Below are 15,172 nucleotides of genomic sequence, written 5' to 3'. Positions count from 1 at the left end.
GTGATAGGAGATGTTTTATTTTGAAAGCAACGAGTCATCCCACTCTCATTCTTGCGTCTTCTTCGCCGCGCAGGCAGGAGCTGATCCAAACGCTCGGACTCCCTTATATTATTCGGGTCAGCGATGCGGATGAGTCCGTAGACCCCGGAACAACGCCCGCGAAGATGGTGGAAGTACTCTCTTTGCGCAAGGCGTCGACTGTGCGGGAAATGCTGCAAGCGGAGGAGCGGCAAGGCGTAATCGTCGGTTCGGATACGGTTGTGGCGTTCGGGGGCGAGGTTCTGGGCAAGCCCGTTGACGAGCAGGACGCGTTTCGCATGCTCAAAGCTTTGCAAGGCGCGACTCACGAAGTGTACAGCGGAGTGGCCTGTCTGGACGCGCAGTCGGGCGAGCACGCCGTGGCCCATCGGGTTACGCATGTGCGGATGAAGCCGCTCACGGACGAGCAAATCCGGAGATACATCGCGACAGGCGAGCCGAAAGACAAAGCGGGTTCTTACGGGATCCAAGGCTTGGGAGCGACGATTGTCGATTCGATTGACGGGGACTATTTTAACGTTGTCGGATTGCCGCTATCGCTGCTCAGCGATCTGCTCGCTCATTTTGACATTCGGGTGCTGTGATGCATCTCGGATTGACTGGATAATCTGTAACGGTTACAATGACAGTATACGACATCACTTCATTTTGTATCGGGAGGGAAGCTGTCATGAACAGCGAATTTACGATAGCCGTGCACAGCCTCGTTTTGCTGGCTCATTTGCCTGACCGTATGGCAACCAGCGAAGAGATTGCAGCGAATGTTTCCACGCACTCCGCTCGAATTCGCAAAGTAATGGGCTGCCTCCGCAAAGCGGGATATGTCGGGACGAAGGAAGGGATCGGCGGCGGGTTTATTTTGAAACGCGACCCGAACGAAGTCACGCTGGGTGAGATTTACCGGCTGACAAGCCACGGTTCGCTCAAGCCGAGCTGGTGCTCGGGGGATGAGAGTAAGTCCTGCATGATTTCCTCCAAGATGGATAAGCTGATGGGATATGTGTTTGCGGATGCGGAGAAGCAGATGGAAGCTTGTTTCGAAAAACACACGATCGGCAGCATGCTCGAACGTTTGCACGAATTTGATTGCTCAAAACCGAATCAATCGCAACAATTATCCTAGAAGCCCTCGGATTATTACAATCCGGGGGTTTTATTTTTTGCGTACGCCCTTTTATTCCCTTTACATGTCGAATAAGTCTATGCTGGCATCAAAAGGTGTCGAGCGGTTGAGAGGGTGGTATAATGAATGGGATGCAGCGCAGTGACATAATCTAGAAGATGGAAGAGGGGAATTCATGGGAGCAATCAACTTGACTTTGCGGGAAGTGCCGCTGGGGGAAAGGCCCAGAGAGCGAATGCTGCAGCATGGGGCGGAGGCGCTCAGCAATGCGGAGCTGCTGGCGATTTTGCTGAGAACGGGCACATACTCGGAGTCGGCCGTCGGGCTCGCGCAGCGGATTTTGAGCGAGTGCGGCGGGCTGCGCAGCCTGGTGGATATGAGCAGGGAGCAGCTGACGCAGATCAAAGGAATCGGCGACGCGAAGGCGCTGCAAATTCAGGCAGGCATTGAGCTTGGCCGCAGGCTGGCCCGAAGCAAGCTGTCCGATACCGTGACGATCCGCTCACCGAAGGATGTCGCCGATTTGCTCAGCGAAGAGCTGCGCTACTTGCAAAAAGAGCATTTTGTTTGCTTGTTTCTCAACACGAAGAACCATGTGATCGCCCAGGAGACGTTGTCTATGGGCAGCCTCAACGCTTCCATCGTGCATCCGCGCGAAGTGTTTCGCGCCGCGATCAAGCGCGGCTGCGCATCGATTGTTTGCGTACATAACCATCCGAGCGGTGATCCGACGCCGAGCCCGGAAGATATCGGGATTACGCAGCGGCTTATGGAGGCCGGCTCGATTATCGGCATCGAGGTGCTCGATCATATCATTATCGGAGACCAAAGATTCGTAAGTTTGAAGGAAGAAGGCTATATGTAATATAATAATAATTATGCTCATTGTCAGACACAACAGGAAAGGAGTAACAACCATGTTCGGTGGTTTTACAAAAGATTTGGGGATTGATTTAGGCACGGCGAATACTTTGGTTTATGTAAAAGGCAGAGGAATTATCGTGAGGGAGCCTTCCGTGGTGGCCTTGCGTACGGATACAAAAACGATAGAAGCTGTCGGAGACGCAGCGAAAAAAATGATCGGCCGCACGCCGGGGAACATCCGTGCGATCCGTCCGATGAAAGACGGCGTCATCGCCGATTTCGATACGACTTCGACGATGATCCGCTACTTTCTGAGGCAGGCGCAGAAGCAGCGCTGGCTTTTCCAGCGCCATCCGAACGTGATGGTGTGCGTGCCTTCGGGCATTACGGCCGTTGAGAAGCGGGCCGTAGAAGATGCGACCAAGCAGGCCGGGGCGCGGGACGCTTACACGATCGAGGAGCCTTTCGCTGCGGCGATCGGGGCGGACCTGCCGGTATGGGAACCGACGGGCAGCATGGTTGTCGACATCGGCGGAGGAACGACGGAGGTGGCGGTAATCTCGCTCGGCGGCATCGTGACGAGCCGTTCGATCCGCATTGCCGGCGATGAAATGGACGATGCCATCATCCAATATATTAAGCGGACTTATAATTTGATGATCGGGGAGCGCACGTCGGAGCTGCTGAAGATGGAAATCGGCTCGGCGCTGCAGATGGAACAGCCGGAATCGATTGAAATCCGCGGCCGCGATCTTGTATCGGGACTGCCGAAGACGCTCAGCGTTTCCTCCGACGAGATTACGGATGCGCTTCAGGACACGGTGGGGGCGATCGTCGACGCCGTCAAGGTAACGCTTGAAAAATGCCCGCCGGAGCTGTCGGCCGATATTATGGACCGCGGCATTGTGCTCACGGGCGGCGGCGGCTTGCTGCGCAATCTTGACCGTCTGCTCGCCAGAGAGACAGGCATGCCGGTGCTCGTGGCGGAAAATCCGCTTGATTGCGTAGCTATCGGTACAGGCCGGGCACTCGAAAATATTCATTTGTTTAAAACAAGGTCAGGGCCGACCTCCAAGTACAGAAAATAAAACAAGCGGAAAGCATCCGTTAAAAAGCCTAGAAGGTGTTCGAATTGTTTAAATTTATGGGGAATAAGAGGCTGATCTTCCTGATGTTCGGCCTGATCTGCTTTTTTATTTTGATGGGACTTACGCTCGGCAACCGGGCGCCCATGACGTGGCCGGAAAAGTTCGTCAAAGATTCGGTTTCATGGACGCAAGGTCTCTTCTACAAGCCCGCTGCCGCTATAGCGGGTTTCTTTGAGGACATTCGCCAGCTGCGAATCATTTACGAGGAAAACAAGACGCTCAAGCTGACGTTGACCCAATATGCGCGGGATACGCAGCGTCTTAACGAGTTGGAAGCGCAAAATAAGCGGCTGATGGAAGCTCTCGGTTTTACGGAGCGCCAGCGCCAATCCAACAATTACACTTACCGCATTGCCGAGGTCGTCACGGCCTCTACGGATCCCTACAACAGCGCGACTACGATTAATCTGGGAGATTCGGACGGCATCAAGGAGAATATGGCCGTTATGACGGTAGACGGTCTCGTCGGCAGAGTCAGCAAAGTGTTCGGCTTTCATTCCAATGTGCAGCTATTGAAAGAGATTAGCGATACGGACAATAACTCCAAGGCGATCGCCGTTACGATTAAGGGTAACGATGAAGTTTTCGGCATGATCGAGTCTTACGACAACAAAACGGACGAACTGGTTATGAACAAGGTCGATCAGGGCGATCAGATCAAAGTCGGCGATACGGTCATGACTTCAGGGCTCGGGCAAGTATTTCCCAAAGGGATTGAAGTAGGTACGATCGCTTCTATCGGGCCCGGGGAATTCGGGATTACACAGAAAGTTATGGTGAAGCCGAAAGCTTCATTCAGCCATATCCGCGAAGTGTTTGTCGTCGAAGTTCCCGAAGTGAAGTAAGGGGGCGGCAGCATGTTTACGCGGCACTTGCTTTGGATCATACTATTCGGCTTGTTCATTCTGCAGGGCTCCATCGTACCGCTGCTGATCCCTTCATCGTGGCAGGGACAAGTATTTGTGGCGCCTCATCTTACTCTAGTGTTCGTTATGTTTATCGGACTTTTCCATCATCGCCACTCCGCACTGGTTTACGGATTAGTGTTCGGTCTTTTGCAGGACTTCAATTATTACGTTTCGATGCTGGGCATTTATTCCTTCGGCATGGGCCTGACCGCTTACCTGGTAGGTCTCGTCCAGAGAAGGCAGCCCAATCTGATTTTTTACAATTTGCTTATTACGGGAGTAGGTCTGCTTCTCTTCGAATTGATCAACTACGGAATCAACCGGTTGTTCAACTTGGCCGACATCGATTTCGAGTTCGCCCTTACCCACTATATGCTCCCCAGCGTCCTGTTTAATTTGCTGTTAGCCCTGATTTTCTATGTCCCCATGCGCAAGCTGCTGGAATCCATGATCGCTCCGCCGAGCGGGACAGATGATTAATAATGTCACGGTGAGGCAGGAAATTCCAGAACGCGAACCGAAATGTATAGGTTGGGGGGTCGGAACGCGCTTATGACTGCAATCAAACATCATGTGACGATAAAAGGGGTCAAAGACGGCCTAGTTTTTCTGCTAAGCGATGCTTGCGAATGGGAGGTCCTGCTCAAGGAGCTCCAGCACAAGCTGGAAAAGACTCACCAGCAAATATTGACGGGTCCGATCATTCACGTACATGTCAAATTGGGAAATCGCGAAACGACGGAAGAACAAAAAGATGAAATTCGTTCGATTATCCGGCAAAAAGGAAATTTGCTTATCCAATCGATAGATAGCGATCTGCCGATCCAGCAGGAAACGGAACCGCCGGCAGCTTCGATCAAAATGTTAAACGGCATGGTCCGTTCCGGTCAAATCCTCGAGCACGACGGCAATTTGCTCTTTCTCGGGGATGTCAATCCGGGCGGAACGATTGTGTGCACAGGAAATATTTACATTATGGGTTCCCTCCGCGGAATGGCGCATGCCGGCGTGGATGGAAACGAAAAAGCGATCATCGCCGCTTCCCACATGCGCCCGACACAGCTCAGAATCGCCGGCATTATTAGCCGTCCGCCCGACGAATGGGGAATCGAGGAAGCTTTTATGGAATTTGCCTACATCAAGGACGGCAAGATGGAAATCGATAAGCTGCACCAAATTCATCGGGTATGGCCGGATCTGATTTCAGGGTAACAACTTTTACGCGGAAAATTGATTGTGGGAGTGAGAATATATGGGAGAGGCAATCGTAGTCACTTCGGGGAAAGGCGGCGTCGGCAAAACGACGACTTCGGCTAATTTGGGCACGGCGCTGGCGCTTCAAGGCAAAAAAGTTTGCATGGTCGACACCGATATCGGGCTTCGCAATCTGGACGTAGTGATGGGGCTGGAGAACCGGATTATTTACGATCTGGTCGACGTTGTGGAAGGCCGTTGCCGGCTGCCGCAGGCGCTGATCAAGGACAAGCGGTTCGATGAGCTGTATTTGCTGCCCGCCGCTCAGACCAAAGACAAGCATGCCGTATCGCCGGAGGACGTCAAGGCCATCGTTCTGGACCTGAAGAAAGATTTCGATTTTGTCATTATCGATTGTCCCGCAGGCATTGAGCAAGGCTTCAAAAACGCGGTAGCCGGAGCGGATAAAGCTATCGTCGTTACGACGCCTGAAAATGCCGCCGTCCGCGACGCAGACCGCATTATCGGGCTGCTGGAGAACGAAAAGATTTCGTCGCCCAAGCTGGTCATTAACCGCATCCGCCCGAATATGGTGAAAAAAGGCGAAATGCTGGATATCGACGAAATATGCTCGGTGCTGGCGATCGATCTGCTCGGCATCGTGCCCGACGACGAGCATGTGATCAAAGCCGCCAACTCCGGTGAACCTACTGTCATGAATCCGACATCGCGCGCAGCGATCGCTTACCGCAATATTGCCAGACGCATTCTGGGAGATACCGTTCCGCTGATGCCGCTTGACGACAAGACAGGGTTCCTGAAGCGAATGAAAAAGTTTATCGGGATAGGATGATCCTCCTTGCTTGCCAAACTGAAAAAATTTGATATTTGGATTGTTTTAATATTGCTCGTTTTCATGGTTATGAGCACGATGTTAATATACAGCGCCTCGAACGATAAAATTTCAATCGGCATTCCCAAAATTCTTGGCTTGTATGCCGTAGGCTTGCTTTCGTTTTTGGCCATCAGCCTGTTCGATTACCGCGTGCTCGTTAGAATAGCGCCGTATTTGTACGGCATCGGTGTGTTTTCGCTCATTCTCGTATACTTTTTCGGCATCGAAATCAATGGCGCCAAGGGCTGGTTCAAGCTGCCGGGCAATATGACTTTTCAGCCTGCCGAGCTCGTCAAGCTGATTCTGATTATTGCCGTTACTGCGCTGTTGGCCAGACGCGGGGGGGACGCTCTTGAAATAAAAAGAGATGTGATCCCGGTCGGATTTCTCGTTTTTTTGCCTTTCGTCCTCGTTTTGATTCAACCCGATCTGGGGAATGCAATTATTTTCGTCATTATTTTGACCGGCATGCTGTGGATCGGTAATATTAAATATACGCATGTGCTGATCGGTCTCGCCATTATCGTTGGCATGGGATTTCTGCTGTTTACTTTGTACACCCATTATCACGATAAGCTTTACACGCTCTTGGAACAATTTCATTTCAGCCACTGGATGAACCGGATCGACACGTACTTGTATCCGACCGAAGTAACCCAAGACAACAGCTATCAGGTGCGCAATGCGATCAGAGCGATCGGTTCCGGCGGCATGACGGGGGAGGGCTATATGCTGGGAACCTCGGTGCACAGCAACTTTATTCCTTTCGCCTATTCGGATTCGATTTTTGTTGTCGTCGGCGAGGAGTTCGGCTTCCGGGGCGCGGCCATGCTGCTGCTGCTGTACTTTTTGCTGATTTACCGGATGATTCTCATTTCCATTCAAAGCACGAACCGGAGCGGAGCCTACATCGTTGTCGGCGTAGTATCCATGTTCGTTTTCCAAATATTCGAAAATGTCGGGATGATGATCGGCATCATGCCGTTAACCGGTATCACGCTTCCTTTTATAAGCTATGGCGGGACATCGCTGGTGATCAACATGCTTTCACTCGGCATGGTGATGAGCGTCAAGCTGCATCAGGACCGGGAACCGGAATTGTTTTAACATAAAGCCCTCGATAAAGCCTGAACGCTCCCTCACTAGGGAACTGAAGGGCTTTTTCTTTTGCGCGGCCTCATAATCCCGTTCCTCTGTTCATAGGTTGTACTAAGGAGTCTGACGGGTGAATTCCGTAGCGGATATGCACAAAAGCAGCTCCGCCCGCCAGACTCCTATGGCAAGCTTTCGAATAGGAAAGGGGTACTTCCATGGAAGTCAAAAATAAAGTGAAGCAGCGCCGCCAGCAGCGGCTTCGCAGCTTGCAGGAAACGACGGAGGCGAACTACGGCCGGGAACACAGGATGCAGCCATCGCGCACCGGCGGGCCGCAGCGCCCTAACCCGGAGCCTCCGCCTTATCCGGACCCGGAATGGAAGCGGCGGATGGAGGATCCGGAGTACGCATGGAGGCACAAATTCAAAATGGACCCCGCCTTGAGCGGCAGGGATTACGCAGAGGAAGACAGCGGCCTGTTTTCTCCGCCTTCCAGCCGCTCCATTGCGGTGAAGCTGATCGTAAGCGGGATCATTTTTGCCGCGATATGGGGCATGTTTCAACTGCAGCAGCCATGGGCGGCGCAAGGGAGGCAGTTCGTCACTGCATCGCTGACGGAGTCGTATGATTTTGCCGCGCTGTCGGCCTGGTATGAAGAGCGTTTGGGCGGCTATCCTTCGTTCATTCCAAGCTTCCGCGGCAGCGCCCAGGAAGAGGCGGTCAAAGTCAACGCGTCGAAGCGGACGCTGTTTGCGCCGGCCCGCGGGAGCATAGTTGCTCCGTACGACGGCACTACCCGTCTGGGGGTAACGCTCCGTACGCAGGATGCCGCTCCCGTATATGCGCTCGACACCGGACAAATCATATTTGCCGGGGTCAAAGAAGATACGGGCCTCACGATCATCATCCGCCATCCCGGGGGGCTGCAATCGCTCTACGGCTCCATCGGCGAGGCTCACGTCGAGGTCAATGACTGGGTCAAGGGCGGTGAGGCGGTTGGCAAAACATCGAAGGCGGATCCGTCCAAGGGAACGTTATATTTCGCCCTTACGAAGGACGGGCATCCTGTCAATCCGGCGGATGTGATTTCGTTTGATTAAATTTGCCGGTATCACATACCGCTTTCATCCGTTGTTTACGCTCGTATTGCTCTCCTCGGCAGTTACCGGATTTTTGCTGGAGGCCCTTACTTTGTTCGGCATCGTTCTGATCCACGAACTCGGTCATTTGGCGGCTGCGAGCGGCTTTGGCTGGCGCGTTAAGGAGGTGCAGCTGCTGCCCTTTGGCGGAGTGGTTATCGTGGACGAGCTCGGCACGCCTCCTGCCCGAGAGGAGCTTATTGTCGCATTGGCAGGCCCCTTGCAGCATGTGTGGATGATTTTGCTGGCGCTGCTGTTCAAAAGTTTCGGAATCGGTTCCGCCGTCTGGTGGAATTATTTTATAGAGGCGAATCTGATGATCGGCTTGTTTAATCTGCTGCCTGTGCTGCCCCTGGACGGCGGGAAGGTGATGCAGTGCATGCTCGGTTACGTCATGTCCTACCACAATACGATCCTTTATTCCACATGGATCAGCATCGTGCTCAGCCTGGGGATTATCGGCGTATCCGCGGCTCAGCTTGTACACGGGCAATTGCATCTGAATTTGCTCGTCATCGGCATTTTTTTGCTGGTCTCGAACTGGATGTCGTACCGCCGGCTTCCGTACCATTTTATCCGGTTTCTGGTGGGGCGGGGCAGCCGCATCGGGTTGCTGCTGAACAAGGGGACGCTGGCACAGCCGATCGTCGTGACGCGGCAAAGAACGATGGCGGATACGCTGAAATTGTTTATGCGGGAAAAATACCATTTGATCTATGTCATCAATGAAAAAGGGCGCATCCAGGCGGTGCTGCCTGAACAGCAGCTTGTGAACAGTTATTTGGACGGCAAAAAACCGGGGAGTGCAGTTTCCGAGCTTTTCATGTAAAATAACTGTTGAGGTGAAAGCATGAAGCAGCTCATTATCCATTGCGCACCCGAACTCACCCAAGCGGCATTGCTGGAAGAAGGCCGTCTGGCAGAGTACGACACGCAGTATCCGCTTGGCTCCCAAAGGGCGGGCAGCATTTATATGGGCCGCATCGTCAATGTGCTTCCAGGCATGCAGGCTGCATTTGTAGATATCGGTCTGTCGAAGAACGCATTCTTGTATATAGATGATCTGCTCCCCGTCCACTTGGACAAACAGCCCAAAACGAAGCCTTCCATTACCGAACTCGCAACCGCCGGACAAACCTTCATGGTGCAAGTGACGAAAGATCCACAGGGGACCAAAGGGGCCAGAGTGACGACCCATATCTCGATTCCCGGACGATGGATCGTGTACATGCCCGATGCCGATTATATTGCCATTTCCCGCAAAATCGACACGGACGCGGAACGCCAGCGCCTGAAACAGCTTGCCGAAGGGATGCTGATCCCCGGCGAGGGCGTCATAGTCCGCACCGGAGCCGTCGGCCAAAGCGAAGAGGACATCCGCGGCGATCTGCAAAATCTCCGGGATCTATGGAACGCCGTCTCCGCCAAGGCCGGAGAGGTCCACGCTCCCGCGCAGCTTTACCAGGATCTGGACCTGCTGCCTCGGCTTGCCCGGGACGTGATAGGCGACGATGTCAAGGAAGTGTGGATTAACGAGCACAAAACGTATGAAGAAATGAAGCAGCTGCTTCGCAGGCAAAATTCCGCATGGCGGGGGCGCGTAGCCTTTTATGACAGAAAGGTCCCCTTGTTCGACCAGTTTGGCGTGACCGAGGAGCTGAACCGCGGGTTCCGGCGCAAAATCTGGCTGCCGAGCGGCGGATACCTCGTCATCGATCAGACGGAGGCTTTGACGGTCGTCGACGTCAACACGGGACGCTACACCGGATCGGTCAATTTGGAGCAGACGGTATTCGATATCAACCGGGAAGCTGCGAGCGAAATTCCCCGATTGCTCCGGCTGCGCAACATTCGCGGCATTATTATCGTAGATTTTATCGATATGAATTCGGAAGTCAACCGCATGGCGGTGATGGACATTATGACGCAGGAAGTGCGCAAGGACCGTTCCAAAACCGTCCTCGTCGGATGGACGAAGCTGGGTTTGCTGGAAATGACCCGGAAGCGCAAATAATGCGTTGCACGATGAGCTGCACATGTGCTATAATGTTCAAAGTGTGTTGTTTTAGGGCATGCTGTAACCGCTCGAGTCGGGTCGAAGCACGATGAAAGGCAGCTGCTTTTCCGTCACCTGGACAAGGCGAGTCTGAGACATGAGGAGGTAAAGTGAAATGTACGCAATTATTGAAACAGGCGGCAAACAGTACAAAGTTCAAGAAGGCGATGTGCTTTACATCGAGAAATTGAACGCGGCTGAAGGTGAAGTGGTTTCTTTTGACCGTGTCCTTGCGGTATCCAAAGAAGACGGTCTGGTTGTAGGTGCACCATTGGTTTCCGGAGCTGCAGTATCCGCGAAAGTGGAAAAACACGGCAAAGGCGCAAAAATCATCGTGTATAAATACAAACCGAAAAAGAACTACCATAAAAAACAAGGCCATCGTCAACCGTACACGAAAGTGGTTGTTGAGAAAATTCAAGCTTAAGAGGCTGTCCTATGATCTATGTGACCATAGAACGGACATCGCAAGCTTCCCCTCAGATCGCATCTTTCGTGGTGGAAGGCCATGCTGAGTATGACGTGCCCGGCAAAGACCTGGTCTGTGCCGCAGTATCGGCGGTAACGTTCGGTACTTACAATTCCATAGAAGCGCTGACCGGAGTTATTCCGATTCACGAGATGGAGCACGGGCTGCTGGATGTAACCATTCCGGACATTCCCGAATCCGATCCGGCGAAGCGGGATCAGATTCAGCTGATCTTGGAATCGATGGTCGTCATGTTAAGAACGATTGAGCAAAATTACGGTGACTATATAACGATTGAAACAACCTATCGCAAAGGAGGATGACACCATGTTGCAATTAAATCTTCAGTTTTTCGCTTCCAAAAAGGGAGTGGGCTCGACCAAGAACGGTCGTGACAGCATCGCAAAACGCCTTGGCGTGAAGCGTGCGGACGGCCAGACGGTAACTGCGGGCAGCATTCTTGTTCGTCAACGCGGAACGAAAATTCACCCGGGCAACAACGTGGGAATCGGTTCGGACGATACGCTGTTTGCTTTAGTGCAAGGCGTTGTGAAGTTCGAGCGCTGGGGGCGCGATCGCAAAAAAGTGAGCGTATACCCGGTTGATGCGGCTCCTGTAGCTGCTGCTGTAGAAGTGTAATAACGATCCCCGGCGAGCGATAAGTTCGCTGGGGATTTTTATTTGCATGAAGAACGGCAGGACGGGAATGGTGAACTTTTCCAGCTGACATGATATACTGGAGGAACGGTTACAAAGCGGTTGAGAACGGAGCGAAGCGGCATGAATCGAGCAAGCAGCGCGCAGATCTACTTGATGGCACTAACGTTCATCGGATTAACGGGTTTATTGCTGCTGGAGCCATGGATAATCCGGGGAGCCCTATTGTTGATAACGGTTATTTGCGGGTACGCGGCTTTCAGGCTGGAATCCAGCAGATTGCAGGAAAGAGCGTTCGGCGAGCAGTTGGCTCAGGAACGGCAGTATCAAGCCAACGTGCTGCAAATCGTCAACCGGCTGCGGCATGATTGGATGAATGACATTCAAATATTGTTCGGCTACATTCAATTGAAGAAATTTGATAATTTAGGGCCGTACATGGAAAAAATAAAGACGAGCATGCAGCAGGAAAGCAATTTGTCGAAGCTGGGCATACCCGCTCTTATTACATATTTAATGATGTTTCGCGTTCAGTCCAAATCGCTGCAGCTTGAAGTCGGTCTCGATCAGGAAGTAAATTTGCAGCAGCTTCCCCTTCGCGGCAGTCTGATCGAGGAATTGGTCCCGAGAACGGTGGAGCTGTTCCGGCAATATGCTGCCACGGGTGCGGACGAGACCGGCGTCATCAGTTTGGAATTTGACGTTCAGGAAGATCATTTACTGCTTGATTTCGTGTATCAAGGGCCGTTCGACCCTTCAGGGTTGAAGCAGGCTATCGATGCGCAGCTGCTGCGCACGTCGGCCGAATATTCAATTGAGCAGCAGGAATTGCAAGAGGAAGAAGCGGTCATCGCTTTGCGGCTGCCGTTTCGTAAATGAGGTGTAGCGATGTTTGTTGATAAGGCAAAAGTATTCGTAAAAGGTGGCGACGGCGGCGACGGTCTCGTCGCGTTCAGGCGTGAAAAATATGTGCCGGAAGGCGGGCCGGCCGGCGGCGACGGGGGCAATGGCGGCGACGTCATTTTTCGCGTCGACGAGGGGCTTCGCACGCTGATGGATTTCCGCTATCAGAAGCATTTTAAGGCGGCCCGCGGAGAGAAGGGACGCAACAAAGCGCAGCATGGCGCGAACGCCGACGACATGATCGTGCGCGTTCCGCCCGGCACGGTCGTCGTTGACGACGATACGCAGGAGATCATTGCCGACCTGACCCGTCACGGGCAGGAAGTGATTGTAGCGCGCGGAGGCCGGGGGGGCCGGGGCAACATGCGCTTCGCGACGGCACACAACACAGCGCCCGAGATCGCCGAGAACGGCGAGGATGGCGTCGAGCGCTGGGTTGTGCTGGAGCTGAAGGTAATGGCCGACGTAGGCCTCGTAGGCTTTCCCAGCGTGGGCAAATCCACGCTGCTCTCGGTCGTATCGGCCGCGAAGCCGAAGATCGCGGCCTATCATTTTACGACCCTCACCCCGAACCTCGGGGTCGTGGATGTGGGCGATGGCCGCAGCTTCGTGATGGCGGACCTGCCGGGGTTGATCGAAGGAGCCCACGAGGGCGTGGGGCTCGGTCACGAGTTCCTGCGTCACGTAGAGCGGACGCGGGTGATCGTGCACGTCGTCGACATGGCGGCGAGCGACGGCCGGGATCCTTATGAAGATTTCCTCAAAATCAATGAGGAAATCAAGCTGTACAATGCGAAGCTGGAGCACCGCCCGCAAATCGTCGTGGCCAACAAGATGGACATGCCGGAGGCGGAGGACAATCTTGTGTTGTTCAAGGAGCAGCTTGCCGAAGACGGCCGGGAAGCGGAGATTTATCCGATATCGGCGATAGCGCGCGGCGGCGTGCAGGAGCTGCTGTACAAAATCGCCGACGTCCTGGAGAGCATTCCGGACGTGCCGGAAGTGGAAGAAATCGCCGAGGTCGAGGAGCGCAAGGTGTACCGCTTCGAGAAACGGGACGAGCAGGATTTTACGATTCGCCGGGACAACGACGTGTTCGTGGTGGAAAGCCCGTCGATCGAGCGCTTGATCAAGCGAACGAACTTCAGCACGCATGACGGTGTCATGCGGTTTGCCCGGATTTTGCGCAATATGGGGATCGATAAGGAACTGCGCAGCCGCGGGGCGGTAGACGGTCAGACGATCCGAATCGGGGATTTTGAATTTGAATTTGTGGAGAAAGAATAACATAGGATGCTCACTCTTTCGAGGGTGAGTGTTTTTTTGTTTAGAAATGATAAATATATGTAATTAAACTTGACATGATGGTTGAAAAATAATAACATTTTATTAAATCTGTTATTTTTATGTAAAAATAATTGACATTGTTTTTGTTCATAAATCGTAGTAAGGAAGCAGGGGAGGAGGAGGGTTTTGGTTGAAGGAATGGATACAAGCGATCGGCGGGGGACGAACGGATGTGCGCGATCTTACCTACGACGAAGCGGTGCAGGCTGCGCATCAGATGGCCAGAGGAGATTCCACCGATGCGCAATGTGCCGCTTTCCTGATGGCGCTCCGCATGAAGGGCGAAGCCAGCGATGAACTGACCGCTTTTATCGATGTATTTCGCAGCTATTCGCTGGCCCATCATACGTTCGCCGACTCGCTCATTTGTGCGGGGCCTTCCGAAGGCAGACAGTTATTTCCAGTCACATTACCCGTCAGCCTGCTGCTTGCCTCGGTCGGTTTTCCCCAGGTGCTGCAAGGCGGCGATGCGCTTCCTCCCAAGCAGGGGACTTCGCTGAAAGAAATGCTGGAAGACTTTGGCGTTGCGCTTGAGCTTCCGATTGAGGCGTGGGAGACGATTTTTTTTCGGCTGCATATGGGATTTATGTGGACTGATCGGCTCTGCCCTCCTATCGGCAGGCTGAAGCCTGTACGCGAACAGTTGGGGCTGCGGACGATTTTGAACACGGTGGAGAAAGTTATGAATCCGATGCGCGCGGCCAACATGGTGATTGGCGTTCAGCCGGGCACCGCCATGGAACCCTTAATTCCGATCTCAATTCGTTCGGGATTTCAAAACGTATACATCATTCAAGGGATAGAAGGCTCGGAGGATTTGCCGATTTATCAAAAGAGCACGATCCGTATCGTGACTCCGTGGGGCGACGAATCCCGCCTGGTGGAACCGCAGAAGTTCGGTTTCCATAGCGACCCGCTCGTTCCGATCGGAAAGGAAGAGCAGATGTCGCTGGTGCAGCGCATCATTGCCGGCGACGATGCGCCGGAGTTGAAGCGGGAGCGGGACCATACGATTTTTAACGCCGGCTTGCGGCTGATGTGGTTTGATAAAGTAGGAAGCTATGAGGAAGGATTCCAACTGGCGGAAAATTTGCTGCAAAGGAAAGAGGCGCAAAAAGTGATGCGCCGCTGGATCGAGCACAGCAACCGTTACCGGGAGCAGCAGAAGCAGATACGCGATGGCGGCGACGACAATCATTCCGAGCGAACCGGATAAAAGGCCGCCGCTTAAGCTGCCGGAAGCACGCGGACCTGCCGCTCAGGCGACTATTTGCCGAAGGCGGCGGAGCCGTTCGTTGGGTGGCTGTGATGTGCTGTGCTGTGCTGTGCACCCGA

The 15,172-nt window shown here is 53.3% G+C and carries 18 protein-coding genes and 1 other annotated feature; all 18 genes read left to right on the top strand.

The genetic code is table 11. The annotated features are described in order from the left end of the window. The first annotated feature begins 20 nt into the window (after nt 1-20). The 18 genes from AC6RNO_RS17755 to AC6RNO_RS17670 all read left to right on the top strand — a co-directional run bounded on the left by AC6RNO_RS17755 (nt 21) and on the right by AC6RNO_RS17670 (nt 15,053). A complete protein-coding gene (locus AC6RNO_RS17755) occupies nt 21-623 on the top strand; it encodes a Maf family protein (RefSeq protein WP_474680435.1) in 603 nt (200 codons plus the stop codon). A gap of 86 nt (nt 624-709) precedes the next feature. Next, complete coding sequence (locus tag AC6RNO_RS17750) at nt 710-1,162, top strand: RrF2 family transcriptional regulator (protein WP_474680434.1); 453 nt, start codon at nt 710-712, stop codon at nt 1,160-1,162. A 175-nt stretch (nt 1,163-1,337) separates the two neighbouring features. Beyond that, on the top strand, nt 1,338-2,027 hold the full coding sequence (radC, locus tag AC6RNO_RS17745) for a RadC family protein (protein ID WP_474680433.1): 690 nt from the start codon (nt 1,338-1,340) through the stop codon (nt 2,025-2,027). A gap of 52 nt (nt 2,028-2,079) precedes the next feature. Further along, nucleotides 2,080-3,114 carry a rod shape-determining protein gene (locus AC6RNO_RS17740; RefSeq protein ID WP_474680432.1) on the top strand — a complete coding sequence of 345 codons (1,035 nt, stop codon included), beginning with the start codon at nt 2,080-2,082 and terminating at the stop codon, nt 3,112-3,114. 35 nt (nt 3,115-3,149) lie between these two features. Further along, the gene (mreC, locus tag AC6RNO_RS17735) at nt 3,150-4,019 is read left to right on the top strand and encodes a rod shape-determining protein MreC (protein WP_497106232.1); all 870 of its coding nucleotides are present in this window, start codon (nt 3,150-3,152) and stop codon (nt 4,017-4,019) included. 12 nt (nt 4,020-4,031) lie between these two features. Further along, nucleotides 4,032-4,562, top strand: coding sequence for a rod shape-determining protein MreD (gene mreD, locus AC6RNO_RS17730; protein WP_497106231.1), 531 nt, complete (start codon nt 4,032-4,034; stop codon nt 4,560-4,562). A 72-nt stretch (nt 4,563-4,634) separates the two neighbouring features. Continuing rightward, nucleotides 4,635-5,294: a septum site-determining protein MinC gene (minC, locus tag AC6RNO_RS17725; protein WP_474680429.1), complete on the top strand. Its 660-nt coding sequence runs from the start codon at nt 4,635-4,637 to the stop codon at nt 5,292-5,294. 40 nt (nt 5,295-5,334) lie between these two features. Next, entirely contained in the window at nt 5,335-6,129 is a 795-nt protein-coding gene (gene minD, locus AC6RNO_RS17720) for a septum site-determining protein MinD (RefSeq protein ID WP_474680428.1), read from the top strand. A gap of 6 nt (nt 6,130-6,135) precedes the next feature. Beyond that, nucleotides 6,136-7,278, top strand: a complete 1,143-nt coding sequence (locus AC6RNO_RS17715; RefSeq protein ID WP_497106230.1) for an FtsW/RodA/SpoVE family cell cycle protein — start codon at nt 6,136-6,138, stop codon at nt 7,276-7,278. Between the two features lie 203 nt (nt 7,279-7,481). Further along, the gene (locus tag AC6RNO_RS17710; RefSeq protein WP_497106229.1) at nt 7,482-8,366 is read left to right on the top strand and encodes a peptidoglycan DD-metalloendopeptidase family protein; all 885 of its coding nucleotides are present in this window, start codon (nt 7,482-7,484) and stop codon (nt 8,364-8,366) included. Beyond that, nucleotides 8,359-9,234, top strand: a complete 876-nt coding sequence (locus tag AC6RNO_RS17705) for a M50 family metallopeptidase (RefSeq protein ID WP_488434597.1) — start codon at nt 8,359-8,361, stop codon at nt 9,232-9,234. The genes AC6RNO_RS17710 and AC6RNO_RS17705 overlap by 8 nt, the downstream gene beginning before the upstream one ends. Before the next feature lie 21 nt (nt 9,235-9,255). Then, on the top strand, nt 9,256-10,419 hold the full coding sequence (locus tag AC6RNO_RS17700) for an Rne/Rng family ribonuclease (protein ID WP_497106228.1): 1,164 nt from the start codon (nt 9,256-9,258) through the stop codon (nt 10,417-10,419). Nucleotides 10,420-10,474: 55 nt separating this feature from the next. Next, nucleotides 10,475-10,563: a sequence feature (ribosomal protein L21 leader region), on the top strand. 13 nt (nt 10,564-10,576) lie between these two features. After that, nucleotides 10,577-10,888, top strand: a complete 312-nt coding sequence (gene rplU, locus AC6RNO_RS17695) for a 50S ribosomal protein L21 (protein ID WP_474680423.1) — start codon at nt 10,577-10,579, stop codon at nt 10,886-10,888. Nucleotides 10,889-10,899: 11 nt separating this feature from the next. Further along, nucleotides 10,900-11,253, top strand: a complete 354-nt coding sequence (locus AC6RNO_RS17690) for a ribosomal-processing cysteine protease Prp (protein ID WP_497106227.1) — start codon at nt 10,900-10,902, stop codon at nt 11,251-11,253. 4 nt (nt 11,254-11,257) lie between these two features. Beyond that, the gene (gene rpmA, locus AC6RNO_RS17685; RefSeq protein WP_474680421.1) at nt 11,258-11,569 is read left to right on the top strand and encodes a 50S ribosomal protein L27; all 312 of its coding nucleotides are present in this window, start codon (nt 11,258-11,260) and stop codon (nt 11,567-11,569) included. Between the two features lie 141 nt (nt 11,570-11,710). Continuing rightward, on the top strand, nt 11,711-12,466 hold the full coding sequence (locus tag AC6RNO_RS17680; RefSeq protein WP_497106226.1) for a Spo0B domain-containing protein: 756 nt from the start codon (nt 11,711-11,713) through the stop codon (nt 12,464-12,466). Between the two features lie 9 nt (nt 12,467-12,475). After that, complete coding sequence (obgE, locus tag AC6RNO_RS17675) at nt 12,476-13,777, top strand: GTPase ObgE (RefSeq protein ID WP_497106225.1); 1,302 nt, start codon at nt 12,476-12,478, stop codon at nt 13,775-13,777. Between the two features lie 190 nt (nt 13,778-13,967). After that, nucleotides 13,968-15,053, top strand: a complete 1,086-nt coding sequence (locus tag AC6RNO_RS17670) for an anthranilate phosphoribosyltransferase (protein ID WP_497106224.1) — start codon at nt 13,968-13,970, stop codon at nt 15,051-15,053. The last annotated feature ends 119 nt before the right edge of the window (nt 15,054-15,172 follow it).

Source organism: Paenibacillus sp. sgz302190, from assembly GCF_059820445.1.
This window is presented reverse-complemented; position numbering and strand designations above follow the sequence as displayed.

Coding starts and splice junctions, on each gene's coding strand:
- minC (WP_474680429.1), top strand. CDS start 4,635: ATGACTGCAATCAAACATCATGTGACGATAAAAGGGGTCAAAGACGGC.
- AC6RNO_RS17740 (WP_474680432.1), top strand. CDS start 2,080: ATGTTCGGTGGTTTTACAAAAGATTTGGGGATTGATTTAGGCACGGCG.
- AC6RNO_RS17750 (WP_474680434.1), top strand. CDS start 710: ATGAACAGCGAATTTACGATAGCCGTGCACAGCCTCGTTTTGCTGGCT.
- AC6RNO_RS17680 (WP_497106226.1), top strand. CDS start 11,711: ATGAATCGAGCAAGCAGCGCGCAGATCTACTTGATGGCACTAACGTTC.
- obgE (WP_497106225.1), top strand. CDS start 12,476: ATGTTTGTTGATAAGGCAAAAGTATTCGTAAAAGGTGGCGACGGCGGC.
- rplU (WP_474680423.1), top strand. CDS start 10,577: ATGTACGCAATTATTGAAACAGGCGGCAAACAGTACAAAGTTCAAGAA.
- AC6RNO_RS17710 (WP_497106229.1), top strand. CDS start 7,482: ATGGAAGTCAAAAATAAAGTGAAGCAGCGCCGCCAGCAGCGGCTTCGC.
- AC6RNO_RS17690 (WP_497106227.1), top strand. CDS start 10,900: ATGATCTATGTGACCATAGAACGGACATCGCAAGCTTCCCCTCAGATC.
- radC (WP_474680433.1), top strand. CDS start 1,338: ATGGGAGCAATCAACTTGACTTTGCGGGAAGTGCCGCTGGGGGAAAGG.
- minD (WP_474680428.1), top strand. CDS start 5,335: ATGGGAGAGGCAATCGTAGTCACTTCGGGGAAAGGCGGCGTCGGCAAA.
- mreD (WP_497106231.1), top strand. CDS start 4,032: ATGTTTACGCGGCACTTGCTTTGGATCATACTATTCGGCTTGTTCATT.
- rpmA (WP_474680421.1), top strand. CDS start 11,258: ATGTTGCAATTAAATCTTCAGTTTTTCGCTTCCAAAAAGGGAGTGGGC.
- AC6RNO_RS17700 (WP_497106228.1), top strand. CDS start 9,256: ATGAAGCAGCTCATTATCCATTGCGCACCCGAACTCACCCAAGCGGCA.